The sequence below is a fragment of the Pelagicoccus sp. SDUM812003 genome, from assembly GCF_031127815.1.
GTDB lineage: Bacteria > Verrucomicrobiota > Verrucomicrobiia > Opitutales > Opitutaceae > Pelagicoccus.
The window spans coordinates 254,811-278,005 of record NZ_JARXHY010000004.1 but is presented as its reverse complement, the minus strand read 5'-3'; the positions used below and the strand labels follow the sequence as shown (position 1 = coordinate 278,005).

18 protein-coding genes are annotated in these 23,195 nt (G+C 58.6%); 15 read left to right on the top strand and 3 right to left on the bottom strand.

Annotated features, from left to right (window positions below):
* The first annotated feature begins 13 nt into the window (after positions 1 to 13).
* From QEH54_RS07815 to QEH54_RS07755, 14 genes are all read left to right on the top strand, one after another.
* Positions 14 to 1,330, top strand: a complete 1,317-nt coding sequence (locus QEH54_RS07815; protein WP_309018095.1) for a nucleotide disphospho-sugar-binding domain-containing protein — start codon at positions 14 to 16, stop codon at positions 1,328 to 1,330.
* 54 nt (positions 1,331 to 1,384) lie between these two features.
* Complete coding sequence (locus tag QEH54_RS07810) at positions 1,385 to 1,855, top strand: hypothetical protein (protein ID WP_309018094.1); 471 nt, start codon at positions 1,385 to 1,387, stop codon at positions 1,853 to 1,855.
* A 183-nt stretch (positions 1,856 to 2,038) separates the two neighbouring features.
* On the top strand, positions 2,039 to 2,482 hold the full coding sequence (locus QEH54_RS07805) for a hypothetical protein (RefSeq protein WP_309018093.1): 444 nt from the start codon (positions 2,039 to 2,041) through the stop codon (positions 2,480 to 2,482).
* Positions 2,469 to 2,852, top strand: coding sequence for a hypothetical protein (locus tag QEH54_RS07800; protein WP_309018092.1), 384 nt, complete (start codon positions 2,469 to 2,471; stop codon positions 2,850 to 2,852). The genes QEH54_RS07805 and QEH54_RS07800 overlap by 14 nt, the downstream gene beginning before the upstream one ends.
* A gap of 138 nt (positions 2,853 to 2,990) precedes the next feature.
* On the top strand, positions 2,991 to 3,905 hold the full coding sequence (locus QEH54_RS07795; protein WP_309018091.1) for an AEC family transporter: 915 nt from the start codon (positions 2,991 to 2,993) through the stop codon (positions 3,903 to 3,905).
* 190 nt (positions 3,906 to 4,095) lie between these two features.
* Positions 4,096 to 5,331: an FAD-binding domain-containing protein gene (locus QEH54_RS07790; protein ID WP_309018090.1), complete on the top strand. Its 1,236-nt coding sequence runs from the start codon at positions 4,096 to 4,098 to the stop codon at positions 5,329 to 5,331.
* Positions 5,328 to 5,501 (top strand): DUF2256 domain-containing protein, encoded by a 174-nt coding sequence (locus tag QEH54_RS22910; protein WP_345785641.1) that lies wholly within the window; start codon positions 5,328 to 5,330, stop codon positions 5,499 to 5,501. The genes QEH54_RS07790 and QEH54_RS22910 overlap by 4 nt, the downstream gene beginning before the upstream one ends.
* On the top strand, positions 5,485 to 6,726 hold the full coding sequence (locus tag QEH54_RS07785; RefSeq protein ID WP_309018089.1) for an NAD(P)/FAD-dependent oxidoreductase: 1,242 nt from the start codon (positions 5,485 to 5,487) through the stop codon (positions 6,724 to 6,726). The genes QEH54_RS22910 and QEH54_RS07785 overlap by 17 nt, the downstream gene beginning before the upstream one ends.
* Positions 6,727 to 6,876: 150 nt before the next feature.
* Entirely contained in the window at positions 6,877 to 8,430 is a 1,554-nt protein-coding gene (locus tag QEH54_RS07780; RefSeq protein WP_309018088.1) for a hypothetical protein, read from the top strand.
* A gap of 253 nt (positions 8,431 to 8,683) precedes the next feature.
* On the top strand, positions 8,684 to 10,057 hold the full coding sequence (locus QEH54_RS07775; RefSeq protein WP_309018087.1) for an alpha-amylase family glycosyl hydrolase: 1,374 nt from the start codon (positions 8,684 to 8,686) through the stop codon (positions 10,055 to 10,057).
* Between the two features lie 18 nt (positions 10,058 to 10,075).
* Positions 10,076 to 11,929: a glycoside hydrolase family 13 protein gene (locus tag QEH54_RS07770; RefSeq protein WP_309018086.1), complete on the top strand. Its 1,854-nt coding sequence runs from the start codon at positions 10,076 to 10,078 to the stop codon at positions 11,927 to 11,929.
* A 542-nt stretch (positions 11,930 to 12,471) separates the two neighbouring features.
* Positions 12,472 to 15,243 carry a TonB-dependent receptor gene (locus QEH54_RS07765; RefSeq protein ID WP_309018085.1) on the top strand — a complete coding sequence of 924 codons (2,772 nt, stop codon included), beginning with the start codon at positions 12,472 to 12,474 and terminating at the stop codon, positions 15,241 to 15,243.
* Positions 15,244 to 15,429: 186 nt separating this feature from the next.
* A complete protein-coding gene (malQ, locus tag QEH54_RS07760) occupies positions 15,430 to 17,070 on the top strand; it encodes a 4-alpha-glucanotransferase (RefSeq protein ID WP_309018084.1) in 1,641 nt (546 codons plus the stop codon).
* A 68-nt stretch (positions 17,071 to 17,138) separates the two neighbouring features.
* Positions 17,139 to 18,437 (top strand): MFS transporter, encoded by a 1,299-nt coding sequence (locus QEH54_RS07755; RefSeq protein WP_309018083.1) that lies wholly within the window; start codon positions 17,139 to 17,141, stop codon positions 18,435 to 18,437.
* Between the two features lie 173 nt (positions 18,438 to 18,610).
* Here the strand turns inward: QEH54_RS07755 and QEH54_RS07750 are convergent, their stop codons facing one another.
* Positions 18,611 to 19,615, bottom strand: coding sequence for an AraC family transcriptional regulator (locus tag QEH54_RS07750; RefSeq protein WP_309018082.1), 1,005 nt, complete (start codon positions 19,613 to 19,615; stop codon positions 18,611 to 18,613).
* A gap of 195 nt (positions 19,616 to 19,810) precedes the next feature.
* On the opposite strand from QEH54_RS07750, the gene QEH54_RS07745 reads away from it, so the two are divergent.
* Positions 19,811 to 21,118, top strand: a complete 1,308-nt coding sequence (locus QEH54_RS07745; RefSeq protein WP_309018081.1) for a SpoIIE family protein phosphatase — start codon at positions 19,811 to 19,813, stop codon at positions 21,116 to 21,118.
* A gap of 63 nt (positions 21,119 to 21,181) precedes the next feature.
* Here the strand turns inward: QEH54_RS07745 and QEH54_RS07740 are convergent, their stop codons facing one another.
* Positions 21,182 to 21,910 (bottom strand): isochorismatase family cysteine hydrolase, encoded by a 729-nt coding sequence (locus QEH54_RS07740; RefSeq protein ID WP_309018080.1) that lies wholly within the window; start codon positions 21,908 to 21,910, stop codon positions 21,182 to 21,184.
* A 46-nt stretch (positions 21,911 to 21,956) separates the two neighbouring features.
* Positions 21,957 to 23,195 (bottom strand): Zn-dependent hydrolase, encoded by a 1,239-nt coding sequence (locus QEH54_RS07735; protein WP_309018079.1) that lies wholly within the window; start codon positions 23,193 to 23,195, stop codon positions 21,957 to 21,959.

Sequence of the window (23,195 nt, the reverse complement as noted above, 5' to 3'; positions counted from 1 at the left end):
TTGTGCCAAATGTATGAATACAACCGCAACTCAAGGGAAACCGATGCGTTTCCTCTTCACGACCTGGGAGGGAGGCGGAAACGTCGCTCCCACCCTGACCGTCGCTCGTAAGCTAGCTGACCGCGGACACCTCGTCCGCTTCATGTGCGACGAAAGCGCCCGCAAAGCGACCCTAGAGCACCGCAGAATCGCCTTCATGCCCTGGCGGCGGGCCCCGAATCGCCCCGATGGCTCGCCCGCGTCCTGTCCAGTGAAGGACTGGGAAGCGAACTCGCCACAGGAAGGCATTCAAAGGCTGATGGACAAGATCATGGTCGCTCCGGCGGGCGACTACGCCCAAGACCTGCTGGAGGAGCTGGATCGCGAACCAGCGGACCTGGTCGTGACCAGCGAAATGCTGCTCGGCGTGATGGCCGCCTGCGAGAGTCGTGATCAACGGACAGCCGTCTTCTCGGCGAACCTCTGCTTCTATCCCTTTCCCGGCATGCCGGCCTTCGGACCGGGGCTGCCACCCGCCAAGACGGACGAAGACCGAGCTCTGCACCTGGCCGTCAAGGCCGGAACCATCGCCTTGTTCGATACCGGACTCTCATCCTACAACGCGACTCGACTTCGACTAGGGCTCGCCCCGCTAGACCACGTCACCGACCAGATCAACTCCGTGGCTCTTTTTCTGGTCGGCACAAGCGAAGCCTTCGACTTCCCCGTCGACGCTCTGCCTGAAAAGCTGCGCTACGTGGGCCCGCAGCTGGACGAGCTGGGCGGGACGCGTAGCTGGAGATCGCCTTGGACGAAAAAAGACCAGCGGCCATTGGCCTTGGTCGGCTTCAGCACGACCTTTCAAAACCACGCCGCGGCGCTGCAAAAGGTGGTGGACGCCTGCTCCCTTCTCTCCATCCGAGCCTTGGTGACTCTGGGACAAATCGAGCCCGGATCCCTCCGATCCACCAAAAACGCCCATTTCGTCAAAAGCGTTTCCCACGACGCAGTGATGAAGGAGGCGGCGCTTGTGATCACGCATGGTGGCCATGGCACGGTGATGAGAGCCCTCAGTTTCGGCCTGCCTTTGCTCATCATCCCGCATGGTCGGGATCAAAACAACAACGCTATTCGCGTCGTGGAGCGCGGAGCCGGGCTCAAACTCGAGGCTGGATCAAGCGTATCCGAAATCGAATACGCCATTCGTAGACTGATCGACGAACCAAGCTTCTCCCGAAACGCGAAACGGCTCGGCAAGGCGATACGATCGGAAAGCGAGCAATCGCCCGTCGTATCCCTTCTCGAGAGTCTGGCAACGCAGACCGAACAGACGCCTTGCTTCGCTGGCTAGCGTAGTTCGTTTACAATTACACAATGCTTTCCTGTTCAGAAAACGTTCAACACCATGAAAACCAAAACTTGTCTCCTGTCGCGCCCAGCTGCGTTTACGCTGCTTCTCCTCGCGTGGGCTTCAATCAATCCGCTCTACTCAGAGAGCGCGCCCACTAGCAAAACCTCGTCCTCATCCCAAAGCGAACAAGTCGAAAGAGGACGCTATCTTGTCCACAGCGTAGCGATGTGCATCGATTGCCATTCGCCCCGCGGACCGGATGGGCAGTTCCTGGAAGGGAAGGACTTGACCGGCTCGCCGCTCGCTTTCGTAGCGACCGTACCCATGCCATGGGCGCCGCTCGCTCCCAACTTAGCCGGACTGCCGCCGCACTACGACGAAGCCTCGATGATAACCTTTCTCATGACCGGGGAACGTCCTCATGGTCTCGGTCCCACCTTGCCTCCGATGCCTACGATTCGTCTCGACCAGGATGACGCCATCGCCGTCACCAAATACCTGATGTCCTTGAAAAAGAACAGCTAACGGCCGGTCGATCGCATCGCTTTCCGGGAAGGCTGTCCAGTTGCGGCAGCCTTCCTTTTTGTCTCCCAATACCCCGGCAGCCAATGCGCGCGTCCCCATCTATGTGCTTGATATCTGCTGCGGATTATTCAGATTCTCGATACACGCGTTTTCCAGGTCGGAGAACGCGTTTCCTTCAACCCCATGACAAAGATGAAAACGTCGTTTCTTCTCGCTCTCTCCCTCCTCCTCACCCTCTGCTTTTCCACCAGCGAACTCTCGGCCAAGAACAAGAACGCCGAAGATGAGGAGGCTCCTGAACAGTCCGAAGAAGACGGCAAGCGCAACACCACCATGGTGACCGTCGCCGCGACGCCTGATCAGGTACGCGAAGCCGCCTTGGAGGCCCTCGCCAGCATCGGCTGCAAAATCAAGAAAAACAACAAGACGGCAATCGAGGGCAAGCGTCCCAACAAGGTAGGTCTGGCAGTGGGATCCGGCGGCGAAAAGCTTTTCGTCGACATCGTGGACATGGGCGACGGAACCTGCGAAGTGACCGTGAAAACCAAGAAGACCATGGTCGGCTTGGTGGGACAAAAACTGTGGAACGAAGAGGTCGCTCAAACGATCGTTCATGCTCTCGAATAGTCCTCGCTCCACGCTCATCGGCGCGGCCTGTCTGCTTTTCCTCTTCTCGCTGGCGGGGTGCGCCAGCGTGCAGAACTCCGTCTTTCCCATCGGCTCGGTCAGCTACCCTGCCAAGCCGAAGGACGCTGCAGTGGACGTTTTCCGCGAGGAGCTACCCAGCCGCGACTACCAAGAGATCGCTCGCCTGAACGTGCATCTCGAGAAGACGTTCTTCATAAAATCCGCTTTCGCCGAAGCCCTCCCCCGCCTGCAGCAGCTCGCCCGGGAACAAGGGGCCGACGCCATTATCGAAATCGAGGAGGAGCGAAGCCAGCTAAACGAAACCTTCATCTACAACGTGAAGGCGGTGGCGATCGTCTTCACCGATTGACCGCGCCGCGCTTTCCGTCGGCTTGATACGAACCGGAGCTCGGCCGAGCGCGCATCCGGACGACTCGCCCTACCGGTGGAGCGGTTTTCCCATCGCCTGCTCGCCAGATTGCCAAGGAGCTGCTAGGGCACCTCTATCATGGTCGTATTGGAGAGCATCGTACCGGTTCTAATTCTCATCGCTTTCGGCAAAGCCCTTTCGCAGGCCCGCTTCTTCGCCCAAGGCTTTTTCAAAGAGCTCAATCGCCTCACCTATTTCTGGGGACTGCCCGCCTTGCTCGTCTACAAGGTGGCGGAGATCGACCTGAAGACCGAAGCCGGTATCGGCATTCTCTATACGCTGCTCATCGCGATCGGGGCAACCGTACTGCTCGGATACCTGTTCGTCTTCCTGCTCAAGGTTCCCCGCGACTCCATTGGCTCGTTCATCCAAGGATGCTATCGTGGCAACCTCGCTTTCGTAGGCTTTCCCGTGATCTTCTTCGCGCTGGGCCAGGAGGGCCTCGACCTAGGCATGTTCTCCAGCGGCATCTGCATCCTCGTGTACAACGTCACCGGCGTAGCGCTTTTGATACTACACTCGAAAGGGAGAACAGAGCGTCCCCTCCGAGCCATCTGGCGCCACGGCATCAGCAATCCGCTTATCCTCGCCTGCGTGATCGGGTTCGCCCTGAATCTCGCGAACATCACCATCCCTGTCATGATCTTCCGCTCCTTGGAGGCAGTCGGGCAGCTGGCTCTACCTCTGGCGCTCATCGGGCTGGGGGCTGGCTTGAAGTTCGAGGAGCTCAAGGGGCAAATCGGCCTCTCGGCGGTGGCCTCACTGATCAACGTGGCCTTTAGTCCGCTGCTGGGCTACTTCGTGGGCAAAGCCTTGGGACTCGATCCCATCAGCCTAAAGGTCGCGGTCATCTTTTTGGCCTGCCCCACCGCCGTCTTCTCCTACGTGCTGGCTGAAATGCTCAACAACGACGGAGTCATGGCGCGAAACATCGTCATCCTCAGCACCGTCATGTCGATCGTTTCCCTAGTACTGGCTATCGCTCTCGTGTAGAGCGAGGCGCCAGGCTAAAGGCGAACGAATCTCCTTTCGTAGTCGCTCATCGACTACAGAGCGCTATTCGCAGAGCTCAGGGGCGCTTAGGCAAGCGCACTTGCGACAATCTAAACGCGAAACGCACGAGAACTCGAAACAAGCGAGAACTTTTCGGAATTCGAACCGGCTGTCGCCTCGTTGACAGCATATGATAGCAGCGGAGCTCGAACGCTTAAAACAATTCAATCCCTCGAGAGAGGCGGGTCTGCTCAAGCTGAAGCGCTTCATACCTCTTGCCGGCTCGACCTACCGCGCTCGGCGAAACTACGATCTCGGTCCGGCCGATCGCAGCAACGTCTCCACGCTCTCGCCCTACCTGCGCAACCGGCTCCTGAGCGAATGGGAGGTCTCGCAAGCCATCCTCGGGCGCCATAGCTACCGCAGCGCCGAAACGTTCATCCAAGAGGTTTTCTGGCGAACCTACTGGAAGGGCTATCTGGAGAACCATCCCGACCTGTGGGAGCAGTATCGCGAGCAGCTCCCACGTCTAGGTGAGCAATACAAGGGCAACCCCGACTACGCAGCCGCCCTAGCAGGCAACACCGGAATATCCTGCTTCGATTTCTGGATACGCGAACTCTACGAAACGGGCTACCTGCACAACCACGCTCGCATGTGGTTCGCCAGCATCTGGATTTTCACTCTCGGTCTGCCTTGGCAGCTCGGAGCGGACCTCTTTTTCCGGCATCTGCTCGATGGGGATCCCGCCTCCAACACCCTCTCGTGGAGGTGGGTAGCTGGGCTGCACACAAAAGGAAAAACCTACCTGGCGCGACCCAGCAACATCGATCGCTATACCGAATCCCGCTTCAGTCCAGTCGAGAATCTGGCGACTCGGGCAACGCCGCCAGAACCGTTTCACCCCGCTGCGCTGCAGCTTGTCGAGCCGCTACTGCAGCCGGACGAACCTCGATTCGCGACTGCCGGTCTTTTGCTGCTGGATGAAGACCTCGGCGGCTCCGTTAGCCGGATCCCCCGCAGCAAGGCCATTCTCGCCCTGTATCCGAAATCCATTTACGCCGCCTACGGAATCGCCGATACCGTGAAAACGTTTCGAAGCCATTCGCTGAACGATCAGATCGAGAGGCTACGCGATGCGAATCTCGCCCCGGTGGAACGTAGCGAAACAACAACCGCTCGGTACATCATCGCATGGGCGAAACAGCACAAGCTGGCGACCATCGTACTCCGGCAGCCGCAGACGGGGCCTTGGGGCGATTGGTGGAAGGAAAATCGCCCTCTGCTTGAAGCTGAAGGCTACCAGATCGAAACCTACAGGGAGTGGTGGGAAAACGAGCTCTACCCCTATGCCACCGGGGGATTCTTCACCATGAAAAAACAGCTTCCTCGATTGCTGGAATCGACATCCAGCCTTAGAGCATGAAAAAGTCGCTACTGCCAAGCAAGCGCTGTCCAGTCTGCGAACGGGAGTTCGTATGGCGACGAAAGTGGGCCGAAGCATGGGAGCAGGTGAAGTATTGCTCCGATCGCTGCCGCCGCAGACGGAAACTAGGCCGCAACCCAACCGAATCGACCTATGAACCCAGAAGTTGAATACGACGTCATTGTTGTAGGCGCTGGCCTAGCGGGCCTCGCTGCATCGATCGAGATAGCCAGAGCCGGCAAGCGCCTGCTCACGCTCGAAGCGAGCGATCGGGTGGGCGGCCGCCTTCGTACCGATCAGCACGAAGGCTTTCTGCTCGATCGCGGCTTCCAGGTGCTGCTGACCGACTATTCGGAATGCCGCGACCTGCTCGACTACGACAAGCTCGACCTAGGAACCTTCGCCCCTGGGGCGCACCTATGGAACGGATCCCAGTTGGAGACAGTGGCCGATCCAATCCGTCAACCGGAGCTCGCCTTTAGCTCGCTTGCCAGCTCCGCTGGCTCTCTCGGGGACAAGCTGCGCATCGGGAAGCTCAACCTCCGCCTTGCTCGGCAAGCGGATGACGCGATTTACCAATCGCCAGAGCGCTCCAGCCTGGAGCTGCTACAGCAGCGAGACTTCTCCGAAACGATGATCGAGCGCTTTCTCAAGCCGTTCTTCTGCGGCATCTTCCTCGAGCCCGACCTAGCGAGCTCCGGACGCATGTTCGATTTCGTATTCAAAAGCTTCGGACGGGGCCACGCCGCTTTGCCTGCTAACGGCATGCGAGCCATCCCACAGCAGCTCGCCGACTCACTGCCCGCTGGCTGCTTGCGACTGAACTCTCCAGTGGAAGCGATACGAGAGAATGGCGTGACCCTTAGCGACGGAAGCAGCCTGCGATCAAAAGCGGTCGTGGTCGCCACCGACATGGACGAAGCAAGCCGTCTCGGCAACGACGACTCACTTAAACGCCCCTGGAATAGCGCCCGCTGCAGCTACTTCGCCGCAGACCATTCGCCGCTAAGGCGTCCCATGATCGCGCTGAACGCCTCCGGCAAGGGGCTGATCCAAAACCTCTGCGTGCCGAGCGACATTTCTCCATCCTACGCCCCCGACGGCAAGGCTCTGATCTGCGTTTCCACCAACTCGATACACGAAGCGGAACCGGACTCCTTGAAATCTGAAATGGTCCAATGGTTTGGCGAAACAGCCCAGTCATTCACCTTCCTTCGCTCCTACCACATTCCCAGAGCGCTTCCCCGTCAGCGCCCGGGCGACCTTCCGTTCGAAACCGCTGCCCTCCGCCACCAAAGCGGCGTATGGCTATGCGGCGACTATCGATTCTCCAGTTCGATCCAGGGTGCGCTACGCTCCGGACGCAAAGTTGCTCGCGAGATACTTGCCTGGTAGCAGGAAAGCCCCGCTACCTCAGGGGACGAACCACCAAGCCGCCACCTTCGTTTTCGTAGTCACCGTCTTGCTCTTTGCGGAAATAGAGCAAAAAGAAACCACCCACGCGGCGAAGCCCCCCCCTAGCGCAAATACTGCTGCGCCTCGGGCATGGCCCCTCTCGACTGGATCGTTGTCACCCTCTACATCGCGGGCATGATCGGACTCAGCCTTTGGTTGGGCGCCCGCCAAAAAGCGCAGAGCGACTACTATCTCGCTGGCAATCGGCTTGGCTCCTGGACGATCGCCGGCTCCATGATCGCCACGCAATGCAGCGCCATCAGCCTCATCGGAGCTCCCGCGTTCATCGCCATCAAACAGGGTGGCGGCTTGAAGTGGCTCCAGTATGAACTGGCGGTCCCTCTGGCTGCGATTGGGATCCTGTATTTGGTTGGCGCCTACAAACAGCCCGGAGTCGTCACCATCTTCTCAGCTGTGGAAAAACGTCTCGGCGCTCCGACCCGAAAGACGCTGAGTCTGCTCTTCCTCAGCGGACGTGGTCTGGCTACCGGAGTCGCGCTCTACGCCATGTCGGTTGTGGTGGCGGTCTGTCTGGAGACGGAACTATTGACCGCCATCCTGATTGTCGGTGGTCTCTCCATGCTCTACACCACCATCGGAGGCATTGAGGCAGATATCTACTCCGACATCATTCAGCTGATCATCCTCTGGCTAAGCGCCATGGCTTGTGGCGCTTATCTGCTCACCTTGATCGAGTCGCCTTCGGAACGTCTAACTAACTTCGACCCCAGCCGCCTTCAGGTTCTGGATACGAGCGGTTTTGGGTTAACCAGCGACAGTTCCTACACCCTTTGGCCCATGCTCATCGGTGGTTTCTTTCTATACCTCGCCTACTATGGATGCGACCAAAGCCAGGCTCAGCGATTGCTTGCGGCCCGCGATATGAGAACCGCTCGCAAGGCGGTGTTTCTGAATGGCTGCCTGCGCTTTCCGCTTGTGCTCACCTATTGCGCATTCGGGCTGCTGCTAGGACTCTTCTACCAGGAATCAAGCTGGCTTCAGGAAAAGATGGTCGGAACGAACCCGGATTTCATCGCTCCGTATTTTATCATCGAATACATGCCGACCGGTCTCAAAGGAGTCATCGTGGCCGGCATCCTAGCGGCGGCCATGTCCAGTCTGGACTCCAACATCAACTCCATGAGCGCCGCTCTGGAAAACGATTTTCTCAAGGAGCGACGCATTCCTCTGCCTGGCTTTCGTAACCCGCTGCAGCGGGCCCGCAGCTTCACGCTCGTCTTCGGCGTGCTTTGCTGCTTGCTCGCTATCCTGTTCAGCGGCTCGCAAGCCACCGTTCTGGTTCTAGTGAACGCCGTAAGCTCCGCCTTCAATGGCCCGATCCTTGCCTGCTTCGTTTTCCTACTCCTCCCAAGAGGTGGCATCCGCCCACGACACTCCGTGCTTTCGCTCTGCGCCGGCATCGCCTCCAACGTTGCCCTATGGCTCTTCCTCCCACAAGTTAGCTGGCTCTGGTGGAACCTAAGCGGCTTCCTGGTGAGCATAGCGGGACTCGTCGCCCTCTCGCAAAAAGGCACGCATCACAAGCAATTGCAGCGGCCCTCTCCGCGAACCACGATCTCGCTTCTCACCTGCTTCAGCGCCATCGCAATTGCGCTAATCGTCCTTCAACTTCTACTGCGCTAATCGCGAGAAAACAGCGCCAATCACCCAATCGGAAAAGCTAGGCGATCGGCGAGACCACGTTCGGCGGTTCGACTGGGCGGAGAGCTCGGCGGAAACGAATTTCGGAGCAGGTGAGCGATCGGCGACCTAAGTTTTGTCCTACCGTGTTTGGCTTTCTCCCAGAGTTTGATGGCGAGATTTTATAGAGGCGTGCTTCGTAATATAAGGCGTACCTCGGCTTGTATCATCGCCTAACTTAACCCCTAGAATCACCATGACGGTCAATCGCTTCTTCGTCTCAGCAGCTATCGCGTGCGCTTTACACTTCCTCGCTTGGGCAAATCCGCCCGAAGAGCTTGGCGTTCCGCTTTTCACTGAAACCGCTCCCGCCTCTCCCAACTGGATCGAAAACGCCACCATCTACGAACTGAATGTGAGGCAATTCTCCGAATCGGGAACTTTCACGGCCGTGGAACAGCAGCTTGATCGTATCCAAGATCTGGGCATCGACGTCATTTGGCTGATGCCGATCCACCCGATCGGGGCCATCAATCGCAAAGGCCCGCTGGGCAGCTACTACTCGGTGGCCGACTATCGAGGCATCAATCCAGAGTTTGGAGACGAGCGGAGCTTTCATTCGCTGGTCGATGCCATTCACGATCGGGGGATGAAGGTCATCATCGATTGGGTAGCCAATCACACCGCTTGGGACCATCCATGGACGAAAAGCAATCCAGACTTCTACGAAACGGATTCCCAAGGCAGCTTCGTGCCGCCTCATGGCACGGATTGGACCGATGTCATTCAGCTCGATTTTCAAAACAAGGAGCTTTGGAAGATCATGAAAAACGAGATGCTGTACTGGGTAAGTGTATACGATATCGACGGCTTTCGGTGCGACTATGCGGCGGGAGTACCGGTCGATTTCTGGAACGATGCCACCATGGCTCTCCGCGAAGCCAAGCCTGATGTCTATCTTCTGGCTGAAGCAGAATCGCCCGAGCTCAACGTGGAGAGCTTCCACTCTTCCTACGCTTGGCCCATGCACCATGTGTTTAACAGCATCGCCCGCGGCGAGGAGCCAGCTTCGAAGATCCTCGATCAGCTCAATCGGCAAACCATCTACTTCCCGCACGACACTCACCTGCTAAACTTCGTTACCAACCATGACGAAAACAGCTGGAACGGCACGACGGCCGAACGCATGGGCCCAGCGAAACGAGCCTTCGAAGTCCTCATGTTCACCCTTCCGGGCGTTCCGCTTATCTACAATGGACAAGAGGCCGGGCTATCGAAGCGTCTGGAATTCTTCGAACGCGATCCGATCGATTGGTCCGACTTGTCAGAGTCGGCCTTCTACAAGAGCCTGACCACTCTCAAGGAAACCGTTCCCGCTATGCGAAGCGACGCAGCTTTCCAGCGCATTCCAACTACGGCTGATGAACACATCTTCGCCTTCCGCCGCACCTACGGGCAAAGCGAAGTCATCGTGATTGCGAATCTCACCGACCGACCGGTTGCGTTTTTCTCGGCAAGCAATAGTTTGCACGGAATCTTCCAGAGCTTCGACTCCGAAAGCGTTGTCACGCTTTCAAACCCCGCCTCGCTCCAGCTCGACGCCTGGCAGTTCAAGATTTTCACTCGTTAACCCTCTCTCCGCAATCGAATGAAACCGAATCTCTGCACCCTGCTAGCCATCGCTCTGCTTCCCATCGCAGCTTGGGGGAAGATCGAACGCGTCGAGCCGCCCTTCTGGTGGACCGACATGCCTGTATCCACTCTGCAAATTCAGATATACGCTCCCAATATTGGCCCCTTCAGGGCTGAGATCGACTACCCCGGCGTCAGACTGACCAAGCAGCTTTCGGTCGATTCGAGAAACTATCTTTTCCTCTATCTCGAGATCGGTCCAGAAACCAAGCCCGGCACGCTGCAGATCAATCTCACGTATCAAGATTCCCAGGTCAAAATCCCTTACGAGTTGAAGCAACGCGAGGACAATAGCGACCGGCATCAGGGCTTCGACTCCAGCGATCTGGTTTACTTGATGATGCCCGATCGCTTCGCTAACGGAAACATCGAAAACGACGAGATCGAAGGCCTGATGGAAGGCGTCGACCGCAGCGATCCGACCAAGCGCCAAGGAGGCGACTTGAAGGGCATAAGCGACCATCTCGACTATATCGACGACCTAGGCATGACCGCCATCTGGTTCACTCCAACCTTCGAGAACAACTCCCCTCCCGACTACGGTGGCTACCACGGCTACGCGGCCACCGATCTCTATCAAGTCGATCGACGACTCGGGACGAACGAGGAGTACAAGCAGCTCGTAGACGACGTTCATCAGCGCGGCATGAAAGTCATCATGGACATGATCCACAACCACATCGGACTGGACCACTGGTGGATGTCCGACCTTCCCACCAACGATTGGGTGCATGATGTCGAGAAATATGGATACACCAACTTCCGCGGTCCCATCCCCTCGGACCCCTACGCCTCTCAGGCCGACAAAGATCGACTGATAAAAGGCTGGTTCGTTCCCTACATGCCCGACCTCAACCAGCGCAACGAATTGCTGGCGGACTATCTGATTCAAAACACCATATGGTGGATCGAGTACAGCGGTATCGACGGCATTCGCATGGACACCTATCTGTACCCGTATCCAGACTACATGGCACGCTGGGCCAAAGAGATCACCGACGCCTATCCGAACTTCAACATCGTCGGGGAAGCCTGGGTGGAAACCGTCGCCCAGGAAGCCTATTGGCAAAAGGACCTCCCAGGCATTGACGATGGGTATCAGTCCCACCTGCCTTCGGTCACCGACTTCCCCTACTGTTTTGCGGTCCGAAATGGACTTATGGAGGAGTTCGGGTGGGAAACCGGCATCACTCGCTTGTATTATCTATTTTCACAAGACGCCCTGTATTCGGATCCCAATCACAACATCATCTTTCTGGACAACCACGACATGGGACGCATCTACGAGCAGCTCGGCAGGGACGAGGATTTGTTCAAGATAGCTTACCAAATCCTCCTCACCAGCCGAGGAATCCCTGTCGTGTACTACGGTACCGAGCTCATGATGGGCCACGAAGATCGCGGGGGCGACGATGAAGCCTGGCGTCAAACCATGCCCGGCGGCTGGCCTGACGATGAGCGAAGCGTATTCACAGAAAAAGGACGCACCGCGAAAGAGAAGGAGATACTCGCCTTCACCCATTCTCTCAACCACTGGAGAGCCACCTGCGAAGCGGCTCAAAGCGGGAGTTTCCTTCACTTCGCCCCCGAAGACGGCATCTATGTCTACTTTCGAGTTTTGGAAAACGAAGCCATCATGACCGTCGTGAACAGCAACGATGAGTCAAAAGCGCTGACGCTCTCCCGATTCGAGGAGGTGCTGAAAACGTTCAGCCAAGCAAAACGAGTTCCCACCAGCGAGGAGCTCGAACTGAAGAGCGAGCTTCAGATCGATGCGAGAAGCGCCTTGATCATCGAACTCAATCGTTAGCATCCTTCAGAGCTAGGGTCCGGGCGCCGTCCCGGACCTTTCGCATTTAAGACGAGGCGTAGCGCCACGGTCACGCCCTACCAATATGTAAAACCGCTTCGCCAATGCGTCATCAAAAACAGGCCCTATATCACTCCTAAATCGAGATAACCATATCAGCGAATTTGTCGTAGCCTTTTGTCCAGCGGCTCCGATCCTGTCCGCCCCCAACCCTCGCCAAAGCGGCGAGGGATTTTCGTTTTCACCTGATATCCTGATAGTTACGAATCCGTGAACACCAAAACCCATCGATCAACCGAGGTTACACCTTTTGTTTTCCATCTAGGTTTTGTCCTATCGATATCTGTTTTCTCCCCAGCTTCCGGTTGGCTAAAGAGAGACGAGTCGCGTTTAGTAATAGCATCGGAGCAAGTCACGCCTGGCCAGCGTCGCTCTGGTACCCCCACCCAATCGGCGCCCCATCCGGCTCCCAGAGCCCACCCACATCACCAGGGCTCATTCAACCGGCGAGGCGCCATCGAACCAAGGAAATCAATCAGATTATGCACACTAGATTCGCGTCATCCAAGACACCCCTAGCTGTTACGCGAAGCGCGGCCGTTCTCAGCGCCATTGGCCTCGCTTTTTCACCAACGCTCTTCGCCCAATCCAAAGCCGACGACGTTTTCGAGCTCGACGCATTCGAGGTCACTGGCGGCTACGCTGGCAGCCTCGCCGCAGCGACGCAAGTGAAGCGCTACAAACCCGTCATTGTGGAAGCCATTTCCGCGGAGGACATCGGCAAGCTGCCTGACACCTCCATCGCCGAAAGCCTCGCCCGTCTCCCGGGCCTCACCAGCCAGCGCGTCAACAGCCGAGCTCAGGGCATTGTCATCCGCGGCCTCACTGGCGACTTCAGCACCGCTTTGTTGAACGGTCGTCAGCAGGTCAGCACCAGCAGCGATCGCTCCGTAGAGTTCGACCAATACCCCGCGGAGCTACTAAATGGCGTGGTCGTCTACAAGACCGCCGACGCCACTGTCATCGGCCAAGGTCTGGCCGGCACTATCGACATGGCCACCGTCAGCCCGCTCAAGCACGGCAAGCGCACCGTCGCCGCCAACCTATTCTACGAATGGTCCGACCTCGGAAAACTGAATCCGGAGGCCGACGACGCTGGCATCCGCTACTCCCTCAACTACATCGACCAGCTCGACCAGGAGGGCAAGACCGGCATCGCCTTCGGGTACGTGAAGACCGACCAACCCGGACAGGGAGAGCAATGGAATGCCTGGGGCTATCCTATCGCTGAAACCGAGCAATACGGAGACGTCTACATCCTAGGCGGGGCCAAGCCCTTCGTGCGCTCCAGCACCCTGGACCGCGAGAGCTTTCTCGGCGTCTTGGAAAACCGTCCATCCGATAGCTTTCACTCCAAGATCGACCTCTTCTACTCGGAGTTTTCCGAAACGCAGTACCTGCGCGGCATCGAAATCCCGCTTGCCTGGAGCTCCGCCGAGTTCGTCGATGGCTCGGAAGTGGTCGAGGACGGACTCGTCACCGAAGGCGTATACAGCAACGTTTACGGCGTCATGCGCAACGACATCGTCTGGCGCGACGCGGAAGTCTTCAACGCGGGCTGGAACATCAAGCTTGGCGACGAGTCGCGCGAAAACTGGCTCTTCACCGCCGACCTCAGCACCTCCCAGGTCGAGCGCAAGGACAACGTGCTGGAGACCTACTCCGGCTTCGCCAGCAACCAGAACGGCACCGAGGACATCATGCGCTTCTCGCTCAAAGGCGGCGCCGGCGCCGTTTTCACTCCTACGCTCGACTACACCGACGCCAGCCAGATCATGCTCGCCAGTCCCCAGGGATGGGGTTCCGGAGCGGTAGAAGGCGGCCAGGTCGGCTTCTTCAAGGGACCGGAAGCGAAGGACTCGCTCGACCAACTGAAGCTGTCAGTCGGAAAGAACATCGACCGCGGCATCTTCAGCAGCTTCGAAGGCGGCGTGGCCTACACCACCCGCAACAAGTGGGAGATCGAGGCCGGCCCGGACGGCACCGAAGGATTCTTCCTCGCCTTGCCAAACGGCGCCACCAGCGCCCCGCTGCCTGAGATCATCGGCACCACCAGCCTCAGTTTCATCGGCATCGAAGGCATGCCCAGCTACGACGCTCGGGCCCTCTACGAGAGCGGCTACTACGACGAGATCCCCAACGACAACCCCGCCTACGTCTCCGAGAACTGGGAGATCCAGGAAGACATCACCACCGGATTCGTGCAAATGGGCATCTCCACCAGCTGGGGCGACGTGCCAGTGACCGGTTTCCTCGGGGCTCAGGTCATTCAGTCCGAGCAGGAGTCCAGCGGACTCGCCACCAACGGCGTCACCACCTTCAACGTGACCGACTCCCACGACTACACCGACTTCGTGCCCAGCCTCAGCCTGAACTTCGCGGTGGGCGAGCGCAGCACAGTGCGCTTCAGCGTAGCCCGCCAGCTGGCCCGCCAGGAGATGCGCGACATGCGTGCCGGCTCCACCTACGAGTTCAATCCAAGCCTAGCCAACTCCACCGATCCCACGAACAGCCCATGGAAAGCCAATGGCGGCAATCCGAAGCTCGAGCCCTGGCGCTCCAACTCCATCGATCTGACCTACGAAAGGTACTTCCAGGACGGAATGGGATACTGGGCCATCAACGGCTTCTACAAGGACCTCGTCAGCTACACCTTCGACGAGCCAATTCTTTGGGACTTCACCGGCTACTCCACCGGAGCTTCGGATGTCACCCCGGCGATCTACCAAGGCTACAACACCGTTCCGCAAAACGGTAGCGGCGGCAGCCTGCGCGGCTTGGAGCTGGCCCTTTCTCTTCCAGGCGAAAAACTCTCCGAGAGCCTGCGCGGCTTCGGCATGACGCTCAGTGGATCGCTCACAGAAAGCTCCATTCAGCCCGACCCGGGCAACCCATCCCAGCCGATTCCCGGACTCTCCGAGCAAGTCGTTAACGGTACCGTGTACTACGAAAACCAGCGCGGCTTCTCCGCCCGCCTCAGCGCTCGCTACCGCTCCGAGTACCGCGGCGACATCTCGACCTTCGGACCTCGCGGAGAAACCTTCCGCAGCCTGCAGCCGGAAACGGTGGTCGACGCCCAAGTCAGCTACGCCTTCCAAAGCGGAGCCCTCGAAGGCATGAGCCTCATCCTTCAGGGATACAACCTCACCGACGAGCCGCTCTTCGCCACCCAAGGCGACCAGGACGACCGCCTGGTGCAAGATTACCAAAGCTGGGGCGCCCAGTACTCGGTAGGAGTCGCCTACAAGTTCTAGATCGAAGAGTCGACAGGTCGGGCGTGGCAGATACGCCACGCCTCTCCCGAGCCTTCGCAACCACTCGCCGAGCGCCGCTCTCGCAAACGGGCGGCGCTCCCTTTCCCAGACCAGCCGAGTCAAACAAGGGCTGGAGAAGTATCCAAATTTTCGACACACAAGGAAGCTCCTTTCCCAAGAATCCTTATGAGCAGTTCATCATCCAGCTGGCTCGACTCACGCAAAGCCGGAGTTCTCGCCCATGTCAGCAGCCTCCCCAGCTCAAGCGGGATCGGCAACATGGGCAAAGACGCCCGCCGCTTCGTCGACTTCCTCGCTCGAGCGGGATTCTCCTACTGGCAGGTCTGTCCCCTCGGGCCGACAGGTTACGGCGACTCCCCCTACCAGTCCTTTTCAGCCTTCGCCGGCAACCCCTACTTCATCGACCTAGAGGAGCTAGTGGAAGTCGGCTTGCTCAAAGCGGAGGAAATCCTCCCTCACAAGACGCTGCCCACGTCGAAGGTCGACTACGGCGCCCTCTACCATCGCATCTGGGATACGCTGGCCCGAGCCCACGATCGCTTCGACTCGCGAAGCTTCCGCTTGCCGGACAGCGAATCCTTCAGCGAATTCATCGAGAGAAACGTGTATTGGATCGACGATTACACGACGTTCATGGCCTTCAAGAACCGTTTCGATCACAAGTCCTGGACGGAGTGGCCGCACCAGTTCCGCAGTCCCAGCGCCGCCGCCGAACAGCTCGCCACGGAATGGGACCGGATCGAGAAGTCCCGCCACACCTTCTACCAATACCTCTTCTTCAGCCAATGGGGGCGCCTGAAACGCTACGCCAATCAGCGAGGCGTCGAAATCATCGGCGACATGCCTATCTACGTGGCACTGGACAGCGCCGACACCTGGAGCAGAAGAAGAAACTTTCTCATGGACAAGGACGGACGCCTGGACTCCGTGGCCGGCGTTCCTCCCGACTACTTTTCCTCCACCGGCCAGCGCTGGGGCAATCCGCTCTACGACTGGGAACACCTCGCTCGCACCGGCTACCGCTGGTGGATCGATCGCATTCGAGCGAGCTTGACGCTGTTCGACGTGCTGCGCTTCGACCACTTCCGCGGCTTCGAAGACTATTGGGTGGTGCCCGCCGACGCCATGGACGCGTCCCGGGGACATTGGCAGGACGGCCCTTCCCTTGAGTTCTTCCAGGCCATCGAGGACGCGCTTCCAGGCGGCAAGTACATCGCCGAAGATTTGGGCTACATCAATCGTCGCGTCTTCAAGCTCAGAGAAGCCACCGGATACCCAGGCATGAAGATCATGCAGTTCGGATTCGGCCACGATGACAACAACGTAAATCTGCCCCACTTCTTTTCCTTCAATCAAGTCGTCTACACCGGTACCCACGACAATGATACGACGCAGGGCTGGATCGACAACTTGGAGGGCGAAACGCGTCGAAGCGTTTTCGACTACTATGATCTGCACGAACACCCGCGTTGCGACCGCCTTATCGACGCCGCCTACGGTTCGGTGGCCCGTCTCGTGGTGCTGCCCCTTCAAGACATCCTAGGACTCGGATCCGAATCGCGAATGAACCGACCCGGCACCACCACGGGCAACTGGCAGTGGCGCTTGGATCGGACCCAACTAGACGAGCTGATGCGCGTGCACGCGCCTGCGTACCAAAAACGTCACCGACGCTACCATCGCATCGACGACACGGCGCAGCGCGACTTCAGCGCCCCGCCCCGCTCGTCGGTCATCCCTCCAAAAATGTCGCCTCGCAAAGCTCGCAAAACCACCCCCCAAGCTCCCGTTCAACCCGCCGTTTGAGTTTTCCTATGAAAAGCGCTATCGACTCTCCTTCAACGCCCCCACCCTGGACAAACAACCCCGCCTCCATGGAATCACAGCGTCTTTCGTTTTGGCAGATCTGGAATATGAGCTTTGGCTTTCTCGGCATCCAGTTCGGCTGGGGGCTGCAGATGGCGAACATGTCCGCCATCTATCAATACCTCGGGGCCGAGGAGAGCGAGATCCCCCTGCTTTGGCTGGCCGCCCCCATAACGGGATTGCTGGTGCAACCAATTATCGGATACAAGAGCGACCGTACCTGGACGCGATTGGGACGTCGCCGCCCCTACTTTCTCGTCGGAGCCGTACTAGCCAGTCTAGCCCTCATCGCCATGCCAAACTCGTCATCGCTCTGGATGGCGGCGGGCTTGCTCTGGATCCTCGACGCTTCGGTCAACGTATCCATGGAACCCTTTCGCGCTTTCGTTGGCGATTTGCTGCCCGAAGACCAGCGCAAGACCGGCTTCGCCATGCAGTCGCTGCTCATCGGACTGGGAGCGGTCGCCGCGTCCTCGCTGCCATGGCTCTTCACCAACGTGTTCGGGCTAGCGAGTGGAGCGGCTGAAGGCAGCGCCATCCCGCTTTCGGTGAAGCTCTCCTTCTACATCGGGTCGGTGATCTTCTTCGTGGCGGTGCTCTACACGGTGCTGACCACCAAGGAGAAGCCACCCGCGGACCTTGAGGCGTTCGAGGAGGAAAAACGAAAGTCCGCCGGCGTCGGTCACATGTTTTCCGAAATCTTCCAAGGCATCTTCAGCATGCCCAAGGCCATGAAGCAGCTTTCCGTGGCCCAGTTCTTCACCTGGCTTGGCCTGTTCTGCCTGTGGCTGTACTTCACGCCCGCGGTGGCCACGCGACTCTTTGGCGGCGTGGTGGGAGATGCCGATTACCAGAAGGGCGTCGAGTGGGCAGGCGTCTGCTTGAGCGCCTACAACTTCATCGCCTTCCTCTTCTCCTTCGCCCTCATCGCCCTCACCAAACGCTTCTCCGCTAAAGGGATCCACACGGTTTGCCTGACTCTCGGAGCAGTTGGGCTTGTATCCACAAACTTCATATCGTCGCCAGAGTTGCTTCTCGTCTCCATGGTCGGTGTGGGCATCGCCTGGGCATCCATACTCTCTATGCCCTACGCCATGCTGTCCAACGTGATTCCCGGGACAAAGATGGGTTTCTACATGGGCGTATTCAACTTCTTCATCGTCATCCCACAGATCGTGGCTTCGCTGGGCTTAGGTCCCATCGTCAAGCATCTCCTCGCGAACGACGCGTCATTGGCCGTCGTCGCTGGCGGCATCGCCTTTCTTGTAGCGGCTTTCTCACTACGTTTCGTGGAAGAGAACCGCTAGTGCGGCTTTTCGCAAGAAGAGGTTGGGCGTGACCGTCGCGTCACGCCTCGCGCTGGCGGAAAGACCCAGCTATTGAGATACGGAGGCGGGATACGAACGTGATGGCCGCTTCAGGTCCGGGACGGCGCCAGGACCCTGCCACATTTGGAGATCTGCGAGCGGATCGTCTCAACCTAGCGATGCGGCGTTCCTGCCGAGTAGTCCTCGCGATCGTAGTAGATCGTTTTCGGGGCGGCTTCCTCCTGGCGGCGTTTTTCCTCGCGCTGGGCCCGGTATTCCTGCGGGGTCACGTTCATGAACTTCTTGAATACCCGAGCGAAATAGGCCGGGTCGGAAAAGCCGCTCGACCAGGCGATCTCGGAGACGTAGAGCGGCGTGGTCTGCAAGGCCAAGGCCGCTCCCTCGATGCGGATACGCTGGATATAGTGGGTCAACTTCTCTCCCGTCTGCTGGATGAAGAGATGCGACAAGTAGTCGGGCGAGCACTTCAAGCGGTCCGCCAAGGTCTTAACGTTGAGCTTCGCGTTGGAGATCTGCTCGCGCACCAGCCACTTCACCTGGAACACCTTGCCGATGTCTTGATTGAGTCCGTCGCTACCCGTTTCCACCAAGGATTTAACCATCGAAAGCAAAGCGATGGAGAGGCCTTTGACGATGCGATCCCGACTGGGTTTTCGCTTGTGGTAGTTGTTCACCAAAGAGTTCGCCAAGGTGAGAAACACATCCAAGTTCGGGGCGTCGTAGAACGCGATGACATCGATCTCGGGTTTGTGCGGTTCGACCTCGAAGGCGAGGTGCACGCTAATGGCATTGCTGTAGAAGCCGACCACGAGGTTGCGAAAGGAAGCCCCCTTCTGCGAGTAGATCGTTTCCTGATGCGGCACCCCGGCGGGCATGATGCACACGTCTCCCGGACGGACCGTCAGCACTTCGCCAGGCACCGAGAATTCGGTGAAACCGGAGATCTGGATAAAGATTTCCGGCTTGAAATGAAAGTGCATGCCAGGCCGTTTCTGCAGCCGTCCGTCGTCCCGCGGGATCTTAAGGGACAACGCGTTGTATTCGGCGTCGTGAATACGTTTCTCTAGCGTCTCCAAAATCTCGACACGGTCCTTGCTCGTTAGCAATCCTCCGATCAACAGTTCGGGTTTGGCAGCCTGCTGGGTTCGCTCGCTCATGGTAGGGGTAAAACGTGGCGATATCCAACCATCGGCCAAACGAAAAGGCAACTGGCAAGCGTCGATGAGGCGCGCCGACAATCGCCGACGATGAAAACGCGCCTGCGGCCGAGATCGGCGGAGAGGGGTAGCTCATTCCGCCGGGGAGCGATTCGCCGCCTGCCCGAGCCAGGCTCTAGCGAATGTAGTGTAAAAATGCGCCTCGCCAGCAAACTGTCGGCGATCGGTACCGATCTCTTAGGAGTGGAGCAAGCGATTCACTCAACCCCCACGCTTACCAGCATCGCCCAGCACTACGAAGCCATGCATAGGGACCTTCCCATCGCCTCGTTGTGGAAGGATCGCTGCCGACGCGTGCGCGGCTGCAACAAACGTCTGCTCTCCCTGCTTGGCCTGCCACCGTGCGAGCGCGACCAGCACCCCGTCGGCAGCGCCGAAGAAGCGCTTTTCTCCGGCCCGCTAAACTGCCAGATCGAGCTCGACGACTCCCGAGTCCTGGCCACCGGCGAACCGGCCCTCGATAGGGAAGTCGAAGCGATCCTGCCCGATGGCAGATCGGCGAACCTCATCGTGAGCCGCATCCCCCTCCAAGGCCACGACCAGAAACCCGCCGGCATTCTGGTGACCTATCTGGACGTGACCGAACACCGCGAATCGGAACGCAGGATCCTCGCTCACGAGAAGGAACTGGAAGAGCGAAACAAGACCATCGAGTTCGATCTCGATTCAGCCCGACAGATTCAGAAGTTCCTCCTCGGAAAGCGAGCCGAGCCCTGCGCCTTTCTCGACGTGGCGTTTCGCTACCGCTACATGGAGAAGGTCGGCGGCGACTACATGAGCTTTCGCAATCTGGATGGCGACGCCTACTCCCTGCTCCTAGCTGACCTGACCGGTCATGGCGTCACCGCCGCTCTGTTCATGGCCCTCCTGAAATACATTTCCCAGGAAGCCCCCGAGGAAGTCCGCGCCTTGCCTGGCTATTTTCTGAACTACCTCGATATGGAATTCTACGGGCAGATTCCAAACGGCTTCTTCACCGCCATCTCCGCAACCGCCCGCTACGATGAGTCCACCGAATCGGTGGAGCTCGAATACGCCAACGCGGCCCATCCTGCGGGAGTCATCGTGCGCAAGGATGGCAGCTACGAGCTGCTGGAAAACGGAGATTTCGCCGTCGGCCTACTCGACCTAGTGGAGCGCAGTTCGCACAAGGCGCAGCTTCGCCCCGGAGACCGATTCTACGCCTATACCGACGGATTCCTCGAAACCGTCAACGATCGTGACGAGGAGTACGGCATGCAGCGCTTTTGCGAAACCCTCGCCGCGACCCGAGGTCTCTCGCTGGAAAACAGCATCGAAGCGGTCTACGCCGCTTTGGCAGCGTTTAGCCGCAGCGATGACGCCCAGGACGACATGACCATTCTGGGGATCGAGGCCAGAGCGAAGGAGTCGCAGCTCCCCTCCCAGGATGAGGATCCATGGGGCGGATGGGGCGACAACTAGCATCTCTCCGGAGCCGAAAGCGGGCAAGTCGACCTAGCCAAAATCGCCGTACCCGTTTTTCGACTACCCCTGCGAACGCTCGAAAACGTTTTGACCATGCACGAAGCGCTCGATGTCTTCCAACGCTTCCTCGGTTGTGATCACGCGGGCGTAGCGGTCCTTGAGCGTGGCGATGCTGGCCTGATGCAGCTCGGGCGTCACGGTGGCGCAGGCATCGTCGATCATGGTGACGAAAAACCCGAGATCGCTCGCCGCCCGCACCGTCGTTTCCACGCACTCGTTGGTATAGACGCCGCAGACAAACAAGGCGTTGATGCCCATGTTCGCGAGAACGTAGTTGAAATTTGTGGACGAGAACACCCCGCTCGCGGTTTTGTTCACCACCACCTCGTCTCCAGCGGGAGCCACCGATTCCACAAACTTGGCTTCCTGCGAACCGGGGGCCGCCAGCAGATTGAGTCGCTTGTGGCCAGCGCTGCGGTCGCGTCCGTCACGAGTCAAAGCTTGTATCCGGGTATGCGCTACTTCCAGGTGATTCTCGCGAAAGGCTTCCTGCAGCTTGCGCACGTTGGGAAGCACCGTGTTTTGCAGGCGGCTGAAGTAGTAGTCGCGCCCTTCCTTGGGTACGCCCGAGGTCTCCGGATCGCGAAAGACGCCATAGCCTTCCACCGCGTCCAGATACTGCAGGTCGATGCAAAGCAAGGCGGTGTTGTGATTGATCAGCTGGCTGAAATGCCCGGGATTATCGACGATCGACTCGTGATAGACGGTTTTGAGTGGGTCTTCGTGCATGCGAACGGTTTGTTTCAAAACGATAGATAGGTAAACGGATTTCGCCTCAGGCGCCTGCCATTCGCTTGAGGGCATGCAAGGCCAGATTCGCTCCGGACTCGATGTCGGTCCACGCGGTCCACTCTGCGGGAGAATGGCTCTTCCCGTCCTTGCTCGGCACGAAGATCATGCCCACCCGCGTCAGCTGAGCCATGATCTGGGCATCGTGGGCCGCTCCGCTTGGCATTCGCAAGTAGTTGAGATCGAGTTCTTTGGCCGCCGACTCTAGGGAATCTACGATCTCCGGGTGGCACTGCGTAGGCTCGATCACGCTTTGGATCTCGTAGTCGAACATCAGTTTCCGGCGCCTCGCGATCGCCGACAGAGCCCGGTGAAACGCCTCCCCGAGCTCCTCCAGGATCTGCTTCGAAGTGTCGCGAACGTCGATGGTCAGCTCCACCAGACCAGGCACGGTGTTCGGGGCTCCGGGCAGGATCTGGGCCCGCCCGATGGTAGCCCGGCTGAGCTCCGAACCGTTTTCCTCTAGGATGCGAGGGATCTCATGGGCGAAGTCGGCGAGCCCCATGAAGGCGTCCTGTCTCATCTCCATCGGCGTGGTGCCGGCGTGATTCGCGGTGCCGCGAATCTTGATGAGCCACTTGAAAAGGCCGGTGATGTTTTCCACGATGCCCACCGACTTGCGTAGGTTGTCCAGCACCGGTCCCTGCTCGATATGCAGCTCCAGGTAGCTTTCTATATCCGCCGGATCCAGGGCGGCGTCCAACGCGTCAAACGGCTTGAGCCCGCGACGCTTCATAGCTTCGCCCAGCGTGCATCCCTCCTGGTCGCTGTAGTACTCCAAGGTTTCCGGAGTCACCGAGCCGACTACCGATTGCGATCCAAACATCCCTCCGAACCGCCCTTCCTCGTCGCTGAATGCCACCACCTCTAGATGGCGATCGAACGTCTCGCCACGCTCCTTCAAGACCCGCAGGCATTCCAGGCCGACCAGAACGCCTAGGCTCCCGTCCAAAGCCCCCGCGCAGGGCACCGTGTCGAGATGCGAGCCCACGATAACCGTCTTCGCTTTCGTATCCGAAGACTTGAGACGGCCGAAAACGTTTGCCGCTCCATCGACGCGCGTCTCCAGGCCGATCTCTTCCAGCTTGGAGCGAAACCATGCTCGCCCTTCCATATCGGCCTCCGAAAACGCGGTCCGGTAGATGCCTCGGTCCTCCTCGTTCCTTCCGATTTCGGAAAGCTCGAAAAAGTCCCGCTTCAAACGTTCGATATCAATACAAGTCAT